General features: G+C 60.7%; 19 protein-coding genes. 6 read left to right on the top strand and 13 right to left on the bottom strand.

All coding sequences use genetic code 11. The features are described 5' to 3' along the window. Positions 1 to 276: 276 nt before the first annotated feature. Positions 277 to 1422, bottom strand: a complete 1146-nt coding sequence (locus ACUXV1_RS06400) for an acyl-CoA dehydrogenase family protein (RefSeq protein ID WP_446015115.1) — start codon at positions 1420 to 1422, stop codon at positions 277 to 279. A 189-nt stretch (positions 1423 to 1611) separates the two neighbouring features. Here ACUXV1_RS06400 and ACUXV1_RS06405 point away from each other — a divergent pair, with 189 nt between their 5' ends. The 3 genes from ACUXV1_RS06405 (at position 1612) to sbcC (ending at position 6801) form a co-directional block, all read left to right on the top strand. After that, positions 1612 to 2085, top strand: a complete 474-nt coding sequence (locus ACUXV1_RS06405; RefSeq protein WP_043641881.1) for a hypothetical protein — start codon at positions 1612 to 1614, stop codon at positions 2083 to 2085. A gap of 73 nt (positions 2086 to 2158) precedes the next feature. Next, the gene (gene sbcD / locus ACUXV1_RS06410) at positions 2159 to 3379 is read left to right on the top strand and encodes an exonuclease subunit SbcD (protein WP_446015116.1); all 1221 of its coding nucleotides are present in this window, start codon (positions 2159 to 2161) and stop codon (positions 3377 to 3379) included. Continuing rightward, a complete protein-coding gene (gene sbcC / locus ACUXV1_RS06415) occupies positions 3376 to 6801 on the top strand; it encodes an exonuclease subunit SbcC (RefSeq protein WP_446015117.1) in 3426 nt (1141 codons plus the stop codon). The genes sbcD and sbcC overlap by 4 nt, the downstream gene beginning before the upstream one ends. An 81-nt stretch (positions 6802 to 6882) precedes the next feature. Here sbcC and ACUXV1_RS06420 read toward each other — a convergent pair whose 3' ends face one another. Next, a complete protein-coding gene (locus ACUXV1_RS06420; RefSeq protein WP_081574110.1) occupies positions 6883 to 7362 on the bottom strand; it encodes a GNAT family N-acetyltransferase in 480 nt (159 codons plus the stop codon). A gap of 23 nt (positions 7363 to 7385) precedes the next feature. Here ACUXV1_RS06420 and ACUXV1_RS06425 point away from each other — a divergent pair, with 23 nt between their 5' ends. Beyond that, on the top strand, positions 7386 to 8384 hold the full coding sequence (locus tag ACUXV1_RS06425) for a LysR family transcriptional regulator (RefSeq protein ID WP_446015118.1): 999 nt from the start codon (positions 7386 to 7388) through the stop codon (positions 8382 to 8384). A gap of 170 nt (positions 8385 to 8554) precedes the next feature. Next, entirely contained in the window at positions 8555 to 9220 is a 666-nt protein-coding gene (locus ACUXV1_RS06430) for an O-methyltransferase (protein ID WP_446015119.1), read from the top strand. A 192-nt stretch (positions 9221 to 9412) separates the two neighbouring features. Here the strand turns inward: ACUXV1_RS06430 and ACUXV1_RS06435 are convergent, their stop codons facing one another. Next, positions 9413 to 10966 carry an MFS transporter gene (locus ACUXV1_RS06435; RefSeq protein ID WP_446015120.1) on the bottom strand — a complete coding sequence of 518 codons (1554 nt, stop codon included), beginning with the start codon at positions 10964 to 10966 and terminating at the stop codon, positions 9413 to 9415. Positions 10967 to 11125: 159 nt separating this feature from the next. On the opposite strand from ACUXV1_RS06435, the gene ACUXV1_RS06440 reads away from it, so the two are divergent. After that, a complete protein-coding gene (locus tag ACUXV1_RS06440; RefSeq protein ID WP_446015121.1) occupies positions 11126 to 12088 on the top strand; it encodes a LysR family transcriptional regulator in 963 nt (320 codons plus the stop codon). On the opposite strand, the gene ACUXV1_RS06445 is transcribed toward ACUXV1_RS06440, so the two are convergent. The 10 genes from ACUXV1_RS06445 to ACUXV1_RS06490 all read right to left on the bottom strand — a co-directional run. Next, the gene (locus ACUXV1_RS06445) at positions 12039 to 13058 is read right to left on the bottom strand and encodes a transporter (protein ID WP_446015122.1); all 1020 of its coding nucleotides are present in this window, start codon (positions 13056 to 13058) and stop codon (positions 12039 to 12041) included. The two genes, ACUXV1_RS06440 and ACUXV1_RS06445, sit on opposite strands and share 50 nt — an antisense overlap. A 93-nt stretch (positions 13059 to 13151) precedes the next feature. Beyond that, positions 13152 to 13946, bottom strand: a complete 795-nt coding sequence (locus ACUXV1_RS06450; protein WP_446015123.1) for a hypothetical protein — start codon at positions 13944 to 13946, stop codon at positions 13152 to 13154. Positions 13947 to 13970: 24 nt separating this feature from the next. Then, positions 13971 to 14906, bottom strand: a complete 936-nt coding sequence (locus tag ACUXV1_RS06455) for a DUF6708 domain-containing protein (protein ID WP_446015124.1) — start codon at positions 14904 to 14906, stop codon at positions 13971 to 13973. Positions 14907 to 14949: 43 nt separating this feature from the next. Next, positions 14950 to 15708: a putative type VI secretion system effector gene (locus tag ACUXV1_RS06460; protein WP_446015125.1), complete on the bottom strand. Its 759-nt coding sequence runs from the start codon at positions 15706 to 15708 to the stop codon at positions 14950 to 14952. A 10-nt stretch (positions 15709 to 15718) separates the two neighbouring features. Further along, positions 15719 to 16021: a hypothetical protein gene (locus ACUXV1_RS06465; protein ID WP_446015126.1), complete on the bottom strand. Its 303-nt coding sequence runs from the start codon at positions 16019 to 16021 to the stop codon at positions 15719 to 15721. Between the two features lie 12 nt (positions 16022 to 16033). Continuing rightward, complete coding sequence (locus ACUXV1_RS06470; RefSeq protein WP_446015127.1) at positions 16034 to 16378, bottom strand: putative type VI secretion system effector; 345 nt, start codon at positions 16376 to 16378, stop codon at positions 16034 to 16036. Between the two features lie 91 nt (positions 16379 to 16469). Beyond that, positions 16470 to 17378, bottom strand: a complete 909-nt coding sequence (locus ACUXV1_RS06475) for a DUF6708 domain-containing protein (protein ID WP_446015128.1) — start codon at positions 17376 to 17378, stop codon at positions 16470 to 16472. 1 nt (position 17379) lies between these two features. Continuing rightward, entirely contained in the window at positions 17380 to 19887 is a 2508-nt protein-coding gene (locus ACUXV1_RS06480) for a T6SS effector BTH_I2691 family protein (RefSeq protein ID WP_446015129.1), read from the bottom strand. Between the two features lie 28 nt (positions 19888 to 19915). Further along, complete coding sequence (locus tag ACUXV1_RS06485) at positions 19916 to 20815, bottom strand: hypothetical protein (protein ID WP_446015130.1); 900 nt, start codon at positions 20813 to 20815, stop codon at positions 19916 to 19918. A gap of 14 nt (positions 20816 to 20829) precedes the next feature. Continuing rightward, positions 20830 to 22360, bottom strand: a 1531-nt coding sequence (locus tag ACUXV1_RS06490) for a DUF2345 domain-containing protein (RefSeq protein ID WP_446015131.1), incomplete at its 5' end; no start/stop codon positions are given.

The following is a 22360-nucleotide window of genomic DNA, read 5'->3' on the forward strand; positions in this document are numbered from 1 at the left end:
TGCTGCATGCGGCGCTGATCGCTTGTATCGCATTGGTGGCGCTGTTTGCTTACCTGCGCCACTAAGAAACTGTTCAAAGTCTGCTGCGCTTCGTGAAGCGTTGCACGGTGAGTACAAGCTCAAAATGCTCATGTACCAATTGGCCATTCCGCTTTTTCGCTGGTTTTCGCCTTGTCTCGCTCTTGCTCGCGAGACTATGAACAGGTTCTAAGCGTCTACCCAACATTTTGAGCGCAAAGCCTGCGCCGTCGATGCGCGGCTGACATTGAACCGGTTCTAAGCCGGCTGCGGCTGTTCCGCGTGGTGAATCTCACGGCGCAGCTGCTTCAGCGTAGGCGTCACGATGGCGATGAAGCTGGCTTCGCGCAGCCGGCGTTGCGCCGGGCTCGACAGCAAATAACCGGCGGCGCCGGCGTGCAGTTGGGCCGACATCGCCGCGCGCAGGCACAGTTCGCTGACCTCTGCGCGCAGCCGCAACACGCGAGGCGGCGCGGCCTGGCCCGCCTCCGCCAGCGGCGCCAGCGTTTTTGCCTCGCGCCACAGCGCGGCCAGTTCCGCCGCCAACTCCTCATAAGAATGATCCAACCAGCGGTTTTGCTCGCCGTCGCGCAGATTGGCGGCCTGGATGTCGTCCAGACAACCCTGCACGATGCCCAGGCCAACCGCCGCTTGAGCCAGTACGAAGCCGGGGCGCACGCGGCGGATGAAGCCGACGAAGGCCGCCGGTTCTGCCAGTACGCGTTCCGAAGGAATCAACACCTGATCCAGCTTCACGCACAAGGTGCGGGTGCCGTTCATGCCGGCGATGGGCGGGCCGGCGTTCAACCGTACCCCTGGGGCATCGCAGTCTGCGAGGAAAACCAGTTTGCCGCCGTCGGAGCAGCTTGCCGCCGCGACGAACAGATGGCCGGCGCCTAGGTTGGACACCCACGGCAGTTCTCCGCTGATCCGATAACCCTGAGGGCAGAGCTCGGCGCGCAAGCGCATAGCTTCCAGGCCGGCAAGGTGTTTGATGGCGTTGGACAGGCCGGGGCCGCCCAGCCGGCGGCCGGCGGCCAGCTCGGACAGCGTCGCGCTCAACTCCTCCCGCGGCGCGGCATGGCGCAGCAAGTAGACGCAAGCGCTTTGACACCAGGCGAGGAAGGCGGTGCTGCCGCACGCCGCGCCCACCTCGGAGATGGAGGCCATCAGCGTGGCCAGGCCCTGGCTGCTGCCGCCTTGCTCGGCGGGCAACAGGGCGGCGTAGGCGCCGTCCTCGCCCAGGCCGCGCAGCATGGCCTGGGGGTAGAGCGCTTGTTGGTCGATGGCTGCCGCCTGCGGCGCCAACTGTTGACGCACGCGCTGATCAATGCGGCGAAGCAGGGCTAAGGATTCGGCTTGATGCATGGCGCTGGGCAAGGGTAGTTGAAGAATCAGCGGCATTCTGGGCGCGATGGCCGTCGCTGTCCATGCCTACAGCATGGCGTCTGTGCGTATGGATCGCGCGCTCGGGCGGAACTTGGCGGCGTTTCATGGCTCTATCCTGCTTGCCCGTCCCCTGTCTTCATTCACACCGTTCCCGCCGCGCCTATGGCGCGGGAAATCAATATCGCGGAACGGGGAAAGGTTCCAATGAGAGCATCTCCCACCCTTACCCTTGGTCTGCTGCTGGCCGCGCTGGGCCTGGCAGACCCCAGCCTGGCGCTGGACCTGGATCTCAAACCGGCTCCGACCGAAGCGCCCAGCCCGGCGGTCAAGCCGCTGCCGGGCTGGAGCCAGGGGTATGACAGCAAGCGCTTCAGCTATCCGCCGTCCGAACAAACCCGTAGGCTGGCGGACCAGGCGCTGCAAAGCAAGCAGGAGCCCAAGACGCCCGTGGATTGCCAAAGCCATCCCGGCTACGCCTATTGCGAGCCCAAGAACGCGGAACGCAGCCACATTCCCGCTCCGCGCTCGCCCATGGGCAGCGCCAAGCTCTGCGACCAGGACCCCTATGCGCCGCAGTGCGCGGACAGCGCGTTGCAGCTGCACACCCGCAACAGCAATTGCGCGCCGGACGATAGAAACTGCCAGGGGCTGGGTCTCAGCCTCAAGTGGGGCGACTGAGCCGAGGCCCAGGGCTGGACGAGGCCCGGCAAGCGGGTAAACTGCCGGGCATTGATTCCATTGAGCGGCCGGCATGCGCATTCTCCACACCTCGGACTGGCACCTGGGCCAGCATTTCATCGGCAAAACCCGCTTGGCGGAGCACCAGGCCTTCATCCACTGGCTGCTGGAGCAGGCGGAAAGTCGCCAGGCCGATGCCGTGCTGGTGGCCGGAGACATCTTCGACACTGGCGCGCCGCCCAGTTATGCGCGCGAGCTCTACAACGGCCTGATCGCCCAGGCTCACCGTGCCGGCGTGCAACTGGTGCTGCTGGGCGGCAACCACGACTCCGTGGCCACGCTGGCGGAAAGCCGCGCGCTGCTGTCCTATCTGTCCGCTTGCGTGGTGCCGGCCCTGAGCGAAGACCCTGCAGAACAAGTGTTGATTCTCAAACGCCGAGACGGCGAACCGGGCGCGTTGCTGTGCGCGCTGCCCTATATCCGCCCGCGCGACGTGTTGCGCAGCCAGGCGGGCCAGAGCGCGGAGCAAAAGCAGCAATCCTTGCAGGACGCCATCCGAGAACGCTACCAGCAGGTGTACGAGCAGGCGCTCCGCCTGCGCGAGTGGCTGGGCCGGCCGCTGCCCATCATTGCCAGCGGCCATCTGACCACGGTGGGCGCCAGCGCAAGCGAATCCGTTCGCGAGATCTACGTTGGCGCGCTGGAGGCCTTCCCCAGCAACGCCTTCCCGCCTGCTGACTACATTGCCCTCGGCCACATCCACCGGCCGCAGAAAGTGGGCGGCCACGAACATATTCGTTACAGCGGCTCTCCCATCCCGCTGAGCTTCGACGAAGCCTGCCAGGGCAAGGAGGTGCTCTTGGTGGAGCTGGACGCCCAGGGCTTGCGCGGCGTGACGCCGCTGGAGGTGCCTTGCTTCCAGCCCTTGCGTTCGGTGCGCGGCAGCCTGGCCCAGCTGCCGGGGCTGTTGGCCGAGGCGGCTGAAGCCGGCTCCGCCGAACGGCCGGTGTGGCTGGAAGTCGTGGTGAGCGCCGACGACTACTTGAGCGACCTGTCCGCCCGCGCGCAGGCAATGTGCGCGGAACTGCCGCTAGAGCTGTTGCGCGTGCGGCGCGAGCGCGGGCAGGCCGCCTCAGGACTAGCCTCGACCGCCGGCGAAACCCTGGCAGAGCTGACGCCGCTGGACGTGTTCGAGCGCCGGCTGGCGCTGGAAACGCTGGAGCCGCCGTTACAGGAGCAATTGCGCTTGCGCTACCGCGAAATCCTGGCCTCGCTGCAGGAGGAACAGGCATGAAAATCTTGACCCTGCGCCTGAAAAACCTCAATTCGCTGCAAGGAGAGTGGAAGCTGGACTTCAGCGCCGAACCCTTCGCCGGCAGCGGGCTGTTCGCCATCACCGGCCCCACCGGAGCCGGCAAATCCACATTGCTGGACGCCATCTGCCTGGCGCTTTACCACAAGACGCCGCGGCTGGACGCCGTGACCCAGGGCAGCAACGACATCATGAGCCGGCACACCGCGGACTGCCTGGCGGAGGTGGAGTTCGAAGTCAAAGGCCGGCGTTACCGCGCCTTCTGGAGTCAGCGCCGCGCGCGCGACAAGCCGGACGGCGCGTTGCAGGCGCCCAAGGTGGAGCTGGCCGAAGCGGACGGCGCGATCCTCAGCAGCCAGGTGGCGGACAAGCTCAAGCGCATCGAAGCCATCACCGGGCTGGATTACGAGCGCTTCACCAAATCCATGCTGTTGGCGCAAGGCGGCTTTGCCGCCTTCCTCAATGCCGACGCCAATGCGCGGGCCGAATTGCTGGAGGAACTGACCGGCAGCGAAATCTACGGGGTGATCTCGCAACAGGTGTTTGAACGCGCCCGCGATGCCCGTCAAACTCTGGAGCAATGGCAGGCGCGCGCCGATGGAGTGGAACTGTTGGCGCCGGAGCAGCGTGAGGAAATGGAAGCGAGGCTGGCCGAGCTTGGCGTGGCCTCGCGCCAGGCGCAGGCGGATTGGGAATTGGCGCGCAAGCAGTGGCAGTGGCGCGAAGCTCTTGAGCAGGCGCGGCGTCAGAGCGCGAAAGCCGACGGCGAATGGCGGGAGGCCTGCGAGCGAGAAGCGCAGGCGGAGCCGGAGCTGGCGCGTTTGCGTGGCGACGAACCGGCGCGGCGCATCCAGCCGCAGTGGCGCGAAATGGAACAGGCGCGGGCGGAACTGCGGCGTCTGGAGGCGGAGGGCCAGGCGCTGCGGCAAGAACAAGCGGCGTTGAACACCGACTGGCAGGCCGGCCACTGGCGAGCCTTGAGCCTGGCCCGTCGGTTGGAGCGGACTGAAGGCGCGCGTCTGGACGCGCTCAAGGCCGTGGCGGATGAGCAAGAGGCGGCCGCCCGGCGTCTGGGGCATCACGCTCGTTTGGGCGAACTGCTGGAACGCTGGCGCGCCGGCTTCGAACAACAGGAACGGTTGCGCCAACAGCGCGACGGCTGCGCCGCGCGCATTGCGGAATTGGACGCGCAAACACTGCGCCAGCGGCGGGATCTGGCGGCCTTGAGCGCGGAAGTCGAGGCGCAGGAGCGGCGAGGCCTCGAGGCCGCCGACCAGCTGCGGCGGGTGGAAGAGAACGGGCGCGCGGCGCTGGACGGCCGCAGCCTGGCCGAATGGCGCGAGCAATGGCAGATCACGCTGCGGCAAACCACGGTTTTGCGCGGCCTGGCGACGTTGGCCGCCGAACTGAAGCCGCTGGAAGCGCGGCTGGCCAGCCGGCGCGAGGAGAGGGCTGCGCTGGAAGCCGAACATGCCCGCCATGACGCGGACTTGCAGCGGCTGCGCGCCGATTATCGACAGGCGCAGGAGCAAGTGGCGGACAAACGGCGGTTGCTGGAACAGGAACGGCGCATTCTCAGCCTGGGGCAGCACCGGGCCGCTTTGCGGCCGGGCGAACCCTGCCCGCTGTGCGGCGCCAGCGAGCACCCAGCGGTGGCCGCTTATCAGTCCCTGGACATCGGCGCCGCCGAGGCGGCTCTGAACGCCAAGGAGGCCGCGCTTGAAGCCCTGCGCGAACAAGGCCAGCAGGCCGCGGCGCAACTGGCGCGAGACGAAGCGCGGCTGCGGCAGTTGGATGAATCGACGGAACAGGAGCAAGCGCGCCGCGAGCGTTTGGCTGAACAATGGCTGAGCGAGGGCGCGCCCTGGGGGCTGGCGGAGGGGGACTGGAGCGGGCCCAGGCTGGAACAAGTCAGCCAGGATGCTGAGCGGCTGCAACAGCGGCAGGAAAGCGCGCTGCGCGCCGCGGAACAGGCGGAAGCGGCGCTGGAACAGGCGCGCGGGGACGCGCGGCGTCAGAGCGAGGCCGTCCAGGCGCTGAGCCAGGAGCGGGTGTTGCAACAACAAGGTCTGCAGAATCTGGAGCAAAGCCTGCACACGCTGCGGGGCGAGCTTGCGCAGCGCGAGGCCGAGTTGCGGGAACTGGCCGATGGGCGCGACGCCGACATCGCCGCCGCGGGATTTGTTGCGCCGGAATCCGGACGGGAGGCGGGCTGGCTGGAACAGCGCGCCGCCGACTGGCAAGCCTGGAAGGATTTGGAGCAGGCCCGCCGGCAAGGGGAGGCAGACGCGAAGGTCCAGGCCGCCGCGCATCGGTTGGCCGGCGAACGCGTTGCGGATTGGGAAGCGCGTTGGCGGAAGCTGGAGCTGCCGGACGGCGCGCCCTTGCCGGACGATGCCGACGTCGAGGCCGCTTGGCTGGCCGCCGTCGCGGATTGCGAGGCGCTGGCGCGGAGCTTGGCCCGGAATCGGGGTGCGCTGGAACGGACGGAAAGCGACGCCGTGCGCCAACGGCAACGCGCGGAGGAGGCGGAGCAGGCTTGGGACAGGACCTTGGACGCCAGCCCGTTTGCGGACGCCGCCGCCTTCCTGGCGGCGGCCTTGCCGGAGGAGGAGCGCGAGCGTTTGGGCGCATTGAGCCGACAACTGGAACAGGAGCGGCTGCGCGCTGCGGCGTTGCGGCAGCAGGCAGCGGAACGGCTGGAAACGCTGGAGCGGGAAAACGTTTCAGACCAGCCAGAGCCGGAGCTGCGCCAGCGAATGGAGGCGCTGGATGCCGAGCGGCAACGCCTGGCCGGCGAGGACGGGGCCTTGCGCGCCTTGCTGAACAACGATGCCGCGCGCCGCGACGGCCAGCGAGAGCTGTTTGCCCGCATCGACGGCCTGCGCGACGAGGCGGATGTCTGGCAGCGGCTGAACGGCTTGATCGGCTCCGCCGCCGGCGACAAATACCGCCGCTTTGCTCAAGGCCTGACGTTGGAGCATCTGGTCGCGCTGGCCAACCGCCATTTGAGCCGGCTGCACGGCCGCTATTGGCTGCGCCGCCGCGCAGACGGTGAGTTGGAGCTGGAAATTGTAGACAGCTGGCAGGCTGATGCGGCGCGGGACACCCGTACCCTCTCCGGCGGGGAAAGTTTCCTGGTCAGCCTGGCGCTGGCACTGGCGCTATCCGACCTGGCCAGTCACAAAACCTCGATCGATTCCCTGTTTCTGGACGAAGGCTTCGGCACCCTGGACGGCGAAACGCTGGAACTGGCGCTGGACGCTTTGGACGCGCTCAATGCCGGCGGCAAAACCATAGGCGTGATCAGCCATGTGGAGGCGCTGAAGGAGCGCATCCCGGTGCAGATCCGGGTCAGCCGCGCGGGTGGCGCCGGTTGCTCCGTGCTGGCGGTAAGCGGCTGAGCACCTGTTAATGGTCTTTCGCGTAGAACGCCTTGCCTCGCTCTTGCTCGCGAGAGCATAAAGGCGTTCTATTGGGCAGATTCAGCCGGCGGCGAAGTCGGAGAGGGCGGCGCCGTCCATCCGGTAGCGTACCCATTCCGCCTGCGGCTTGGCGCCGATGGACAGGTAGAAATCGATGGCCGGCTGGTTCCAGTCCAGCACGCTCCATTCAAAGCGGCCACAGCCTTGCTCCACCGCCAGCTGTGCTAGGCGGCGCAGCATCAGCTTGCCGGCGCCGCCGCCGCGCTGCCGCGGCGAAATATACAGATCCTCCAGGTACAGCCCCTTCTTGGCTTGCCAGGTGGAGTAGCTGAAGAAGTAGACGGCGTAGCCGGCCGGCTCGCCGTCCACTTCGCAGATCAACGCCCGCGCCGGGCTGTCCGCGCCAAACAGACTGGCGACGATGCCGGCCTCGGTGGCGGCAACCTGATCGCCGGCGCGTTCGTAAACGGCCAGCTCCTTGATAAAGCGCAGAATCAGCCCGGCGTCTTGGGCCTGGGCGGGACGGATGTGGATGGACATGGGCGGGGCCTGAATCGTAGTGAATGGATAAGCCGCTATACTACGGCCAAGACAAACTGCATGTGCTGCATTGTTTTCAATTCATGATGAACATTTTGCATTCCGATCTGCGCCGTTTGGATCTCAACCTGCTGCTGGTCTTCGACGCGCTGCTGCGCCAGCGCTCGGTCAGCGCCGCCGCCGACGAACTGGCGATGAGCCCGTCCGCGTTCAGCCACGCGCTGGCGCGGCTGCGAGCCGCCTTGGGCGACGATCTCTTCGTCCGCATCGGCAATGCGATGCAGCCCACGGCCTACGCCGAGCGGCTGGCCGGCGCGGTGAGCGCCGCGCTGGAAACGCTGTCGCAAGGGCTGGCTCAGGCCGGCGGCTTTCAGCCGGAACGCAGCGAGCGCGCCTTCGTGATGGCGGTGACCGACTACACCGCCTTCGCGGTGATGCCGCGCCTGCTGGCAGGTTTGCAGCGGGCCGCGCCGTGGCTGCGCTTCAAGCTGGTGCACTCGCGCGGCCGCGAGTCCGCCGAGGATCTGGCCGCCGGCCGCATCGACTTCGCCCTGGGCTATGTAGAAGACATCGCGGAACCCGCTGCCGGGATCGAAAGCTTCGATTGGCTGGAGGACCGCTACGTGGCCATCGTCAGCCGCGCCCACCCCGACATTCGCGGCAGCCTTAGCCTGGAGCAATACCTGGCGGCGCGCCACGTGGTGGTGACGCCATGGGGCGAAACCCGCGGCGGCATCGATCGGGCGCTGGAGCGGCGGGGCCTGCGCCGCGACGTGGCGCTGCAACTGCCGTCGGTGCTGGCCGCGCCTTTCATCATCGCGGAGTCAGACTGGGTCATGACCCTGCCGCGGCTGGCGGCTGAGGCCTTGAGCCAGGCCGCGCCCATCGCCGTCCACCCCGCGCCTTTCGATATTCCGTCCTACACCCTCAAGGTCTATAGTCACGCCCGGCACGGCCGCAGCGCCGCCCATGATTGGCTGCGCGCGCAATTACGCGCCTGCGCGCCCTTGCTCCAGGACTAGCCGATCCTCGTCGCCTTGATATCGGTCATAGCCTTTCCCATGAGGGAAAACCCCCTGGGCGCAATGACAGGCTCGGCGTTGCTTGAGCCCGCAATGCGCTTATCATGTGGCTTCAACCATGCGCGGCCAAGACGGGCCATCGCCCAGGGCGGCTGCGAGAGGAGAAGCCGATGCAAGCAGAATGGAGCGGCCTGGACCGCTATTACACCGCGGCGCTGCAGGTAGAGGACAGCGCCTTGAACAGCGCCTTGTCGGCCAACGCCGCCGCCGGCCTGCCGGCGCAGGACGTGTCGCCGCTGCAAGGGCGCTTTCTGCACATCCTGGCGCGCTTGATGCAGGCGAAGCGGGTGCTGGAGATTGGCACCCTGGGCGGCTATAGCACCATCTGGCTGGCGCGTGCGCTGCCGCCCGGCGGTAGGGTGGTGACGCTGGAAGCCAATCCCGCGCACGCGGACACGGCGCGGGCTAATCTGGCCGCCGCCGGCGTGGCGGAGAAGGTTGAGTTGCGCGAAGGGCCGGCGCTGGACAGCCTGCCGCTGCTGGCCGGGGGCGAACCCTTCGACCTGATCTTCATCGACGCCGACAAGCCCAATAATCCGGCTTATCTGGAGTGGGCCTTGAAGCTGGCGAGGCCCGGCGCCGCCATCGTCGGCGACAATGTGGCGCGCGGCGGCGCGGTGGCCAATGTGGTCAGCCAGGACCCCAGCGTGCGCGGCGTACGCCGTTTCCTGGAAGACATGGGCGCCGAGCCGCGGCTGACCGCAACCGCGCTGCAGACGGTAGGCGTCAAGGGTTGGGACGGGTTTTCCATCGCCATGGTCAATGAAATGGCCTGAGAACCTGTTTACGAACCGCTGAGCGTTGTGAGACGTGGCACGGTGAGTACCGTTTCAGAATGCTCATGCGCCACTTGCACACTCCGCTTCTTCAGCCATTTTCGCCTTGTCTTGCCTTGTCTTGCCTTGGCTCGCGAGATCGTAAACACGTTCTGCGCGCCGGTTCATGGGCGAGCAAACCGGCGCCCGCGCTCAAGAGCCGGCGGAATCCAGCGCCGGATCCGTGGCCGTCTGCTCCGCTTGCGCCTGGCCGGCGCCGCGCAGGAACAGCGCCACCACCAATGCGCTGAGCACGGTGAGGCCGGACAGCACCGTCAACAGCCGCTGGAAAGCGGCGGCGTAGCTCTGGCTCAAGGTTTCCGGCGACAGGCCGGGCAACAGCTCGCCGGCGGCGGACAGCTTGCCCAAGGCGCCCTGGCTGGCGGCCGCGGCCAGAGTCTGCGGCTCCACCGTGGACACAGCGGCCAGCCGCTGTTGCAGCAGCGCCGCCAGCAGCGCGCCCACCAGGGCCAGCGCAATGCCTTCGCCCGCCACCCGCGTGGTGCTGAAAATCCCGGCGGCCATGCCGGCGCGCTCCTTGGGCACCACGCTGACAGCCAGGCCATCCATCAGGCCCCAGGGCAGACTGATGCCCACGCCTATCAGCAGCAAGGGCCACAGTGTCTGCTGCAACGCGGACAGTTGCGGGTAACGGCTCAGCCACCACAGTCCCAGCGCGCACAGCAGCAAGCCGCCGGCGGACAAAGCCGCGGCAGAAAACCAGCGCGTCAGCCAGGCCGCGCACAACGGCAGCGCCAGCATGGGCGCGGACAAGGCCAGCATCACCCGGCCGGCCTCCGCCTCGCTAACGCCTTCCGCGGCCACCAGACGCAGCGGCAACAGCACCAGCAACACCACAAAGGCGTAAGCCGGCGCGGCGGCCAGGCATTGGACGCCAACGAAGCGCGGGTAACGGAACAGGCTCAGGTCCAGCATCGGGCGCGCCGCGCGGCGCTCCAGCGTCACGAATAGCCAGAACGCCGCCGCGGACCCCAGCAGTAGGCCAATCACCAGCGGGCTGTTCCAGCCCCGCTCCGGCGCGGCCAGCGCGCCGTAAGTCAGCAGGCTCAGCGCCAGCGTGAAGCTGAGCGCGCCCGGCCAATCCAGGCCAGTGGCCTGCGGATCGCGCGATTCGCGCATGCAATAAGCGGCCAGCCCCAGGGCGAGCAGACCCACCAGGCCGGCCAGCGCGAAAATGGCGCGCCAGCCCAAGGCCTGGATCAGAAGCCCGCACAGCAAGGGGCCGAAGGCCAGGCCGATGCCGAAGGTGGTGCCTATCAGGCTGAAGGCGCGCGTGCGCGCCGCGCCGGCGAAGCTTTGCGCCAGCGCCGCCAGTCCGCTGGCGAAGGACAGCGCCGCGCCCAGGCCCTGGACCGCGCGCCATATATCCAGCCATAGCAGGCTGCCCACCAGGAACAAGCCCAGCGAGGACAGCGAGAACAAACCGACGCCAAGCAGAAACACCCGCTTGCGGCCGTATTGATCGGCCAGCGCGCCGGCCGCCATCAGGCTGCCGCCGAAGGTGAGCATGAAAGCGTTGGTGACCCAGGTTAGCGCCAGCGCGTCGCCGCCCAGCTCACGGCCTATCGCCGTCAGCGCCAGCGCCGGGCCGGTGAAGCTGAGCGGCATGGTCAAGGCGGCCAGGCATACGGCGGCCAGGGTTAGAAGATGGGCGCCTTGGGAGGGCGCCGGTTTGGAAAGCTGCATGAGTTCGCCTTTTCAAAGAGTGGGACAAGCGCCCGCGCGCTGCTTGCGGGCGGATACGGATGGTCATTGGGCGAAAACATGATAATTTGGCGGCAATTGACGAAAAATAGGCTATCCGTCCAAACTAGGCGGACAAAAACTCCGCAATAAGGGCGTTTCATGGATAGTTTGAGCGGCTTGGCCGCCTTTGTGCGCGCCGCCGAGGCGCAAAGCTTCGTCGGCGCCGGCCGCGCGCTGGGGGTGTCCTCGTCCGCCGTGGGCAAGAGCGTGGCGCGGCTGGAAGAGAAGCTGGGGGTGCGGCTGTTCCAGCGCAGCACCCGCCACGTGCGGCTGACGGCGGAGGGCGAGCTGTTCTACGAACGCTGCCGCCGCATTCTGGACGACATTGACGACGCCGAGGCCGAATTGGCGCAAAGCCGCGCCACGCCGCGCGGCAAGCTGCGGGTCAGCCTGCCGGTGATCGGCTATCGGATGCTGCTGCCCATCTTGCCGGACTTCATGCAGCGCTATCCGGAAGTGGAGCTGGATCTGGACTTTTCGGACCGCATGGTGGACGTGATAGAAGAGGGCTGGGACGCGGTGGTGCGCAGCGGTCCGCTGGCGGATTCCCGGCTGATGGCGCGGCCGCTGGGGCCGTTCCGCCTGCTGGTGGTGGGCTCGCCTGGCTATCTGCGTGAGCGCGGCGCGCCGCAAAGCCCGGAGGAGCTGGCACAGCACGCCTGTCTGCGCTACCGCTTTCCCAGCACCGGCAAGCTGCAAACCTGGGCGTTGGACGGCGCGCCGGCCGGTCAGGACTGGCCGCCCGTTAGTGCCATGAGCTGCAACAATATCGAGGCGCTGATCTGCGCCGCCAGCCAGGACCAGGGCCTGGCTTACCTGCCGGATTTCATCGTGCGCGACGCGCTGGCCGCCGGCCGGCTGCAAACCGTATTGGCGCCTTACCTGAACCAGACCGGCCTGTTTCACGTGGTATGGCCATCCAGCCGCCAGCTGTCGCCCAAGCTGCGCGTCTTTGTCGATTTTCTATGCCAGCGGCTGTTCGCGCCGCCGGACGGAACCGCGGCCGCGAAGCCTACACGCCGCGCTGACGGCGGAACGCCCACCAGCCGGCCAGCAGGCTGAAACTGGCCACCAGCAGCACCAGCACCCAGAAACCGTGCGGATGATTGGCCAGCGGCACGCCGCCCACATTCATGCCAAAGAAGCCGGCGACGATATTGATGGGGAGCGCCAGCACCGTCACCAAGGTCAGCGTGAACAGGGTGCGGTTGCTCTGCTCGTTCAGGCGCGCGGCCAGCTCTTCCTGCAAGAGCTTGATGCGCTCCACCAGCGCTGACAGATCGTTCAGCGTCAGCGCGAACTCCTCCGACGACTGGCGCAGCGCCTGCGCATCGGCGGCGTCCAGCCAGGCCGGCGGCCGGTTCAGCAGGCGGAACAGCGCGCTGGGCTCCGGCGCCAGCAGGCGCTGCAAGCGCACCAGGGAACGTCGCATCGCCGCCAACTGCGCGCGCTGGTCGTCCAGCCTTTGCGCCAGCAGCCTGTCTTCCAGCACATCCACCTGCGCGCCGCTGGTCCGCACGATGCCGGCCAGCGCGTCCGCCTGGTTCTGCAGCAAATGCACCAGCAAGGCCGCCGGCGAACGGAAAACCGCGCCGCCGCGCACCGCCGCGCGCAGCCGGTCCACCGAATGCAGCGGTTTGACGCGCGCGGTGATCAGCAGCCGCGGCTGCGCATGCGCCCACAAGGTGGCGATGTCCGACGACGCCAGGCCAAAGCTGAAGGCCACATCGTTTATCACCGCCAGCAAGGCCAGATCCAGCAACTCGATGCGGGTGGAGTTGGAACCGCCGCGCAAAGCCTCGAAAAAATCTTCCTGCAAGGGCAAGGCCGCGCGCAGCCAGCGCTCGCTGGCGGCATTGGCCAGATTGAAATGCAGCCATAGAAAGGCGTCGCCGTCCGGCGGCGCGCGCAGCCAGGCTTTCGCCTGAGCGGAATTGATTTCTTCACCTGCGCAATCCGGATGAAAACAAAAACCGCAGATCAGACCTGCCTGGTCCGAGCCGTATTGCTGCTGGGTCATGGTGTGGTTCATGGCGCGCGGCCGACATGATGGAATACAACTCAGCTTAGGCGCGGCGAATGACGGAATGGTGACGATGAGATGACGGGCGGCTTTGAAGCCTGTTCAAGGCCTCGTCTTGAAGTGAGCCAGGGCCACGTTCTTGAGTAGCTGTTTTTCTTGTTTGGGGGAATGAAAAAGTGGGGGTATGCGGCAAGCGAGCTTATTCTGAGCGGAAATGAACACTACGCAGTAAAACAAAGCGGCGAATAAACCTTCCATAATCAGGGCGGAGACAAAAGACATCCCTAATGCAACAAGATGTGAGGAAGCGGTAGGGTGATAGTTTCTTAATAAAAACCCGGATAGTATCGAGACAAAAAATATAAGCTGCATCGCGATACTTGGCCCGCTCTGGCTTAGCTTATTGATAAAAAAGGCTTTGCGATCAGTAATGGTGTTGACAATGAGAAAAATAGACGCGCCCCCTTTTTTAGAAAACTCGCTGGTGGTCAGTATGACGGCTTCGTTAAACTTTTGAATGTGGATCTTAAGGCTATTAATGGGAATGAGTAAAAACAAAAACCAGCAAGCCATGGCGGACAGGGAGGGCCTGCCAATGTAGTAGGCGGAAATAATGAAAATGCTGGGAAAAAGCAGCGCTGATAGAGCGAGTGTAACGAAGGAAATAGCTCTGGCGACAATGGTTTTTTTCTGAGCCTTCATGACCCAGAGATTAATTCCAGTGAGAACTATGGCGATGGCGAGGTAGACTGAGGCTATGGTCCATGAGGTTTTGACGTTTGAATGACTCGCCTTATAGGTCATGGCCAGAGCAGAGGGAACCATCAGCCATGAAAAAAATATTGCCGCCTTGGAAGGCGCGTTTGGCGATGGCGTTATGTTTTTTTGTTTAGCCATTAATGTTTAAAAGATTGTATAGGTTCATGGGTTCATTGAGGCATCGCGATAATAGGGGACGTTAGGGGGAACTAGGCATTGCTTTTCCACATTCTCGGGCCAGACAGGGATGTTACTTGTTCGCATTGCAAGCCATCTACCAGGATAGGTAGCTATATAAATCAATAAAAACGCCAGTCTCACCGACAAGGGCATGGTGTTTACATAAAAATCATTGCGCTGCACACCAAACCAAAATGCTTCTCTTTGGTTTGCAATCGGCAGGCAAGCCTTGACTTCTTGGATGACGCTGGTGGGGCCATCCTCCATATAGCGGCGGATGAACTCCCAATGCTGTTTCAGCAGCTCCCGGTCTTTCGCCCCTACCGCCAACTCTGAGAAGGCGAAAGTGGCGGACACCTTGCCTTCCGCATCCAGCTTGTGGGCCTGAATCTCCCAGGTATTGCTTTTGCCCAGACCCAGGCAAAAAAAACTGTGGTCCCAGTCAAACTCCACGATCTTTCCCCCAGGCTGAAACGCGAATATTTTCCTAGATTTCCTGTTTAGACGGATAGGGTAGTGGGTCAGCGCGAAGGCCTCTTTTCTTAACAGCCAGATCAAGATGTTGCCTATCAAGCTGGGGCCAAACAGCAGCAGCAACACCGCTTGGGTCCAGGCTTGTTGCTGGGAATAATAGGGACTGGGACTGGCGCCGCTGGCAATCATGATGAAATCCAGCGCGATAGTAGCGCAGCCTATGGGGACGATGTAGAAGATGGCTAGCAGTACGCTGCTCATCACGCCCTTCCAGCGAAAATACTTGTCCACCAGCTCTAGATAAGTGCTGTTGATCTTAATCACGGCCAACTGATAAGCCAGCGGTAAATCCAGTTTTTGGTGGATGTTCAGAGCGTGCTCATGCTCTAAACGGGTCAAGGGGCGGTTGATGGCGTATTTTTGATATAAGCCGGTATATTCCATGGCTGTGAGGTAGTAATGGACGGCATGCCCGTCCAGATTGGATTCAGTAGTTGAAATACATTACGCCAAATGCACCAGGGTCACCCGGTTTGCGCTTTGTACGTTTGGGGAGGTCGATATTGTCGGGGTCTGGCAATCCTAATGCTTTAAAAACCTGTGTGGCCGCGTGCACGTACATCATAAATTTTCTTCCAGTGACGAGCGAGTATGTTCCTAGGAATAGATACATGAATATAGTCGCATACAAATACTCTGCCCCAAAAAAAGAAAACAGTTTCTCTTTTCCGTCGATAAAATCAAATATTGTAAATAATATCGGGATAAATACTGCTACCAAGAAAGTTGTTGCTATGAACCACCACTTGATGATGGTGGTGATGTGAGATTTTTTGCCACGTGAGCAATGTGGGTATAAGGCAATGGTACGGCCTTGAGGTCTCGCAATGGCGATGATTTCAAAGTAGCCCTCTTGGAATGTGCCGATTAGTTCTACTTCATCTCCATTTTTAAACGGGCTAAACCATACCCAGCCTTTGGCGGGTTGCCCATTAATTTCCATTTCAATATAGTCGGCTTGCTCGCGTAAGTTGCTTGCATCCCTGGCGGTATTGGCCGCGATGCCGGCAGCTCCTGCCAGGGCTCCTGCAATGGCTGACAGGCCCATGATGTTGCGGTCGCGGTCGGTAAAGAAGAAATTGGCCATTTCCCGTGTTTTCTTGTAATGGGAAATTTTGCCTCTGATCTTGCTTAGCGCCGTTGTTGCAGCAAGAGGCGCTAAACTGTTGGGTGGTGAAGACGCCATGTTGGGAGACTCAGTAGTTGAAATACATCACAGCGAATACCCCAGGGTCGCCTGGTTTGCGTTTTGTAAATTTAGGCAGATTAACTTCGTCAGGGTCTTGCAGATCTAATGTTATAAAAACTTGAGTTGCGGCATGAACGAACATCATAAACTTCTTCCCGTTTACAAATGAAAAGGCCCCAGAGAGTGCGTACATGCCTGCACAAATATAAAGGTAGTTAATGTCCAGGAAAAAATACGGCTCCTTTTCGCCTGAAATTAAATAAAATAACATAATTAACAACGGGAAGATAAAAAACATATAAATGGTCATGGAGCCAAGCCACTATCTTATAATGTTCTTGATGTGAGCTTTTTTGCCTCGGGAGCAATGTGGGTAAAGTGCAACAACTCTGTCTTTGGGGCGAGCTATTGCAATAATTTCAAAATAACCATCTTGTTGGGTTCCAATAAGCTCAACTTCATCTCCATCTTGAAATGGACTAAACCAGACCCAGCCTTTGGCGGGTTGCCCATTAATCATCATTTCGACATAGTCGGCCTGCTCGCGTAGGTTAGTTGCATCTCTGGCAGTGCTAGCCGCCATGCCAGCGGCACCAGCCAGAGCCCCCGCAATGGCTGACAGGCCCATGATGTTGCGATCACGGTCTGTGAAGAAGAAGTTGGCCATCTACCGCGATTTTTTGTAATGGGAGATATTGCCATTAATTTTACTCAGCCTGGTATCTGTGTGGGCAGCTTCATGTGTCAAAGCTATATCTTCATGTATTCGTTGACGCGTCACGATGGTATGGGTCTTCTGGGGCAGCATGGCATAGAGCTTCAAGTTCAGCCGGCCACTCCGGGATTTTACTGGCACGCATGGAGACCCAGCGAGCGGGATAAATCAATAAATAAAACACCAAAAGAATTAATTGAAGTGGAAAAGGAATGCCACTTAAGATATAGCGCATACGTAGCATTGCAAAGGTAAAGGTTTCTTTTGCCTTGGCGATGGGAAGGCAGGCTTCAATTTCGGACACCACCATGGAAGGGCCATTTTCCATGTAAGTTCTGACAAACTCCCAATAACTTAGTAATTGTTGGCGGTCCTGCTCCCCTACACCAACTTCGGAAAAAGAAAAGGTGTCGATAACGATCTTTTGACTCTCATCAAGAATGTGCCCTTGTATTTCCCAGGTTTGGTTTTTTACACGGGCAAAACAAAAAAATATATTATCCCATTTTGAGCTGTTTATGCTGCCATCTTGTCGAAAGAAATGAACCTTGCCATTCAGTCGATCAAGCAAAATGGGGTAGTGAGTAAAGCCAAGGTCCTTATGCAGCATCCAGAGGTTTAGCAGAGCAACAGGTATAGCCATTAGCAGAATGGCCAGCAAGAACCCCCAGTCACCAGCAAGTCCGGTTGGCTTATCATGGCTGATTAAAATATTTCCGATCAGCATCCAGGCAATGAGTGCAAGCCCAGTAACCGCCACAAAGGTTAGCAACCCTTTCCATAGGAAAAACTTGTCCACGAGCTGCATGCATTTTGAGTTAATGGAAATAACGCTTAATTGATAATTTGGTTGTGCGCCGGAATTTGTTTTTTGCTCAAGCTTGAGTTCTAGCTCTTGATTTGTAATGGGGCGATTTATTTTGTATTTTGGTATTTTTCCTGTGTATTCCATTTTAATTTGTGGCCAGTTTTAATTGTTGCAGTTCTTCGGTTTCATTTTGGTAATGTGTCGATTTTCCTTCGCCCCACAGACAGCGCTCAAGCCAATCTTGTACTTTGTTGTTTTTGAAATATTCAATCAATATGGCTATTCCAATAAAGGCTATAACCAATAGTAATCCAACAAAGTTAAAGCCAAGCAACAGGGCCACTGTTAGGGTTAATCCGATGAATGCTGATCCACCATACAGAAATGCAAGACCGACATTGCCATTCGCATTTGCTTTTTTCATTTGCTCAATGTCCCATGCAGCCATTATTAAAGCGCCTAAGACACCTGCAGCACGGCCAATCCATGTGAGTGCCAAACTGGTAAGATTTAGCCCTCGGGCGAACCTCGCGAGCTGAGGAGCTATCTTGGCCAGGCCTTGCGCAATTAAGTCAGTGGAGGTGGCTGCTAGTGCTATAACGCCTGCTCGCAGCCGTCCATACGCCTCTTTCGCTTCGTGACTCATTGCTTTGCCTTCATCCTCAATGAGCTTTTGCATTGCGTTGTATTGTAATAGGCCTGTTACGAGTCCAGAAATATAAGGAACACTCCCTTTCGCTATCGCGACAGCAGGGTTTCCTACTCTAGATCTCCAGTTTGAAAAATTAATTTTTTCTAACTCTTCTGGCGTTCTTATCGAGTTGGCAAGCCACTTTGCCTGTTCTGGTGTTTTTAGGCCTTTGGGAAGGCTGCTGGCCTGTTCGGTATCCACAAGTAGGAGAAAGCGTTTCTTTTCTGTGTTGTCCAACGGTACACCGGCTGCTTTAAGTCGACGTAGCTGAGCTGAAACAGCTCTCTCCATTTCACGAGGATTCAATGCCTTACCACTTGCTTTGGTTAGCTGACGTATCAGCATAGACCGGAAGGCTTTTTTGCCTCCAGTGATCTCAACAACTGTAAAGGTTTTTTCTGTGTGCAGGCTGAGTGCGACCATGGCTGGTCGCACTTTTCCATCTAGCGCGTGGTTGAATATTTTTCCTAGGGGGCCATAGAGTGCGGTTATCAGTCCTCCAATGGTGTCAACTGTTCCCGAAGTGATTCGTTCTAATGACTTTCCAAATGCTCCAATAATTGGGTCTAGAGGTAGTCCTCGCCAGTCGATACTGACTTTGAGCGCCTTATTTATATCAATGGAGGTTTTTTCTAAATTAAGGGTTAATGCGCGGAGTAAAATATTCTCTTTGCTTATGTTGTCTTTTTCTAGCCAGTCTACGTATAAATTAAAGCAGGCTGCTTTATCTTGAGTTCCATGAATGCAAAGCAAGGTTGCCTTTGCATAAACAATACCGCTGTCAGCACTTGTGCTATCAAAGTTGCATTCAAAATAATGGCTCATGCATTTGGATTTCATCCAGGTTGCATGAGTTTCTGCAAGAGGTGCAATGTGTGATTTGTCAAACTCTTTGAAATCCTCATCAAACTTGTTCCTCCAGTTTTTCATTGCAGGTTCGTCAAATTTGTCTCGATACTTTTGCCAAGCATTTTTTTCTGCAAGTTGTGCCTGTGCTTCCGTTACGGTCCGCATATCCTCTGATTTTTTGATTTTTTTATCACGATATGATGAAAAAAGCATTCCAATGTCAGGCTCACTGAGCATCTTGTCTGCTAATTCTTCTGCCGCAGCATTCTCAGCTTCAAGGGCTTGTTCTTTTACCGCAGCTTCGATTTGCAAGATGGCACTAGATACCATGAATGGTCTTTTTCGACTCTTGTCATTGGTGTAATTATAGAGTTGGTATCCCATTAAGGCGCTAAGGTCCGCCGCAATGCCTACTGGATCTTCCAATGCGATGGCAAATCCTTTTTGAGGCATAAGGCGTTCACTTTCAGCAACGAGCAGTGCGGCCCCACTCTTGCGCCCACTTGCAGCGTGCTGAGAAAATAACAGTGCTTTCTTGAGAGCAGCGTCATCCATAGCGTACTCGGCCACTTTGGCGCCTACATTCTTGATGGGAAAGCAGTGCTTGCCGTCCGCGCCAGCGGTGTAGGCGTTGACGTCGACGCAGCGCATATGTTGTTTGCGGTAGTCGGCGGATTCGTGGCGTTTGCGGACATCGTCGGTCCATTGCGCGTCGGAGAAACCTAGCCATACCTTGGTGGCGCGCTTGGCGTCTGGAATAGTGATGCAACTGGCGAGGGCGCGATGGCTGGGGTCGCAGCAATTGAAGGCTTTGCTGGGGATAGGTGTGGGCTGGCCTTTGACCGGGAATATTTTGCAGAAATAACCGTCTGCGGTGACGAAGTAATCGTCCCAGCGTTTACGGGCCTCATCGTACACATACAGGTAGCCCGAGCGCAGCAGACGCAGTGTGTATTGGCCGGAGGCCGCGGGGAGGGCGATGGACGGCGGGGAGGCCGGTTTCGGCGCTCCGGCATTGGGCATGGCTACGGCGTAGCGCAGCGGCAGAATGGGGACGCCGCGTTTCTCACAGTAATCACAGGTTTTTTGCTGGGTGCATTCAGGCTTCGACATTGATCTTCTCTGTAGTTATCTGCGGATTCTATCTGGCGGCGAGGTCGCGACGTATGGTCTGCCATTGGGCGTCGTCCAGTGCGGCCAGCACGTCCACGATGGTGGCGTCGGCGCGTTCCGTTTCGCTTTCCTGGTAAAAGCCGGCTAGGGCGCTGCGCGCGATCGGATGTTCGTCAAAACCCCAGCCATATTCAGCGCCTAGCTGAGCGTAGGCGACTTGATCTTCAATCCGGCCCAGTCTGTGGATGGCTTGTGCCTTTTGCGTCAGTTGGTCCAGCAAGCCGCTCTTTTCCAGGATGACCGGAAGTTCAAGCCAGCCGCTGCGCAGCAACGCTCTATTAATGGCCCCTATGCGTTGCATTGCTTGCCAGCGTTGCTCTGTATCGGGTTCTCCCGGCAACCCGGCGGTGCTGGGTCGGGTTTCCACCCATGCGCCATATAGGCTGACGCTCCAGCTGCTTATTGGGCCGAAGAGCCGGTTCCAGGCTTTGTCGCCCAGTACGCGTGGGAGTTGCACCCAGACCCGGCTGTCGAAGACGCGCAGCCAGGCAGTTTGCAAGTGGTAGCGGTACATCTGGATATCGCACAAGTGGCGCAGCAGGGCTGTTGGAGACGACTGGCTTTGTAGCAAGGCGGAAACCGGGCTGGCTTCGCCATCTTGATGCGCCTGGGCCAGCAGGGCATGTAGTTGGTCGCCTTGCTCCGGCTTTAGCGCCGCGATATCCAGCAGGGCGGGCATTAAGCCTTCATTGTCGGCAAATCGTTTGGGCGCAAGCCGGGTGCTGGGCCAGTCGCTGGGTAGCTGTTCGAGTTGCTCGGCTTCCACCACGGCGTAGCGATGTCGGTTTAGCCAGTTTCGGCTCAAGCCGTCTTCCGGGAGTACGGTCCAGCCCAATAGCGGGGCTGATAAAGATTGAGGGGCGGGCATCCCGGCGTCTCCGTTCATAGCATCACCACGGCATCACCGCCGGATGCCGCCGCGTTGGCGCGCATGGCGCAACTCTTCACTTTGAGTTCCGGCAAGGGCGCGTTCAGGCTGGTGGGGCCGCTGAGCTTGTGGCTGGCGCCTTTCACCGTCACGGTGCCGGGGCAGTGCACTTCAATATCGCCGCCCTTGAGCCGGATGTAGCCGCCGCCGGCGGTGACCAGGATCTCCTCCTTGGCGGTGATGACGATGCGTTCCTTGCAGGAGGTGATGGTCACGTCCTTGTCCGCGGTCACTTCGACAGTGTCGCTTTGCGCCTGCATTTGAATTTTGCCCTTGGCGGCAATCAGCTTCAGCGCGATCTTGTCTTGCAGGCCGGTGACAAACAGGCTGATCTTGTCGCCGACGTTGTGAATCCAGCGCCGGCCGCTGGTCTGGTTGGTGTCCCGCTGCGCCACCAGGTCCAGATTGGTTTCCGCGGCCAGGGTGTGGCTCTGTTGACTCAGGCTGGCGATGCCGGCCGGCGCGGACAGGATGAGCAAGGGCTGGCGGCCGGAGATGCCCTGGCCGGTTTTGCCTTCTTTGTCGGTATTGGTTTCCGCCTCCCAGGCTTTCAGCGCCGCTTGCTGATACTGCAGATGACCGATCAGCTGCTTGCCTTCCCGCTTATTGTCGTCGCCTATGCCTTCCGGCCCGGTTTCCATGGTGTCGGCCTGCTGGCCAGTGGCGGTGTCGCCCAAGCTTTGGCTCAGGGCCAGGGCGGCGTCCAGCTGGCTTTGCGCCTGTTCACGCGCCAGCTGTTTGCCGGACGCGCCGTTCTGCGCTTCGGTGCTCAGCAGCAGGCCGTGGCCGGCGCGGATGACGCCGTGCTGGTCGGTTCTGAGTTCAAAGCCGTCGCCGCGCGGCTCGGCCTTGCCGTTGCTGCGCGGGTGGGTGAGGAAGCCCTGGTTGAGTTGGGTTTTGCCGGGTTCGCTCGATAGTTTGGCGCGCACTTCGCCCGGGGTGTCGTCAAACAGCAGTTCGTTGTACTGGCCGCCCTGGTGTTCTTTGGATTTGATGCCGGACAGGGTTTTGTTGGCCGGCAAGGCGCCGGCGCCGCTGAAGTCCGGCGGCGGGTGGCTGCCGTTATAAAGCACGCCGGTGATCACCGGGCGGTCGATGTCGCCTTCGATGAAGTCGACCAGCACTTCCTGGCCGATGCGCGGGATGAATTGGTGGCCCCAGCCGGCGCCGGCGCTGGGCATGACCACGCGCAGCCAGCAGGAGGATTTGTCGTCCAGGTTGGCGCCGATGCTCGGGTGTTCGTCCGGCCGTTGCCAGTGGAATTGCACTTTGATGCGGCCGTGCTGGTCGGTGTGGACTTCCTCTCCTTGCGGCCCCACCACGGTGGCGGTCTGCACGCCGCGGGATTTGGGCTTGGCCAGTTCGGTGTGGGCGTAGGCCGGGGTCAGCGGCACGCCGCGGCGCTGGGCGTCGAACTCGGCGCGAAAGGGTTGGGCGTCTTTCTCTCCCGCCAGCGCTTTGAGGTCCGCCGGCAGGTTGTTGCGC

It is taken from the genome of Chromobacterium sp. W521 (genome assembly GCF_052805975.1).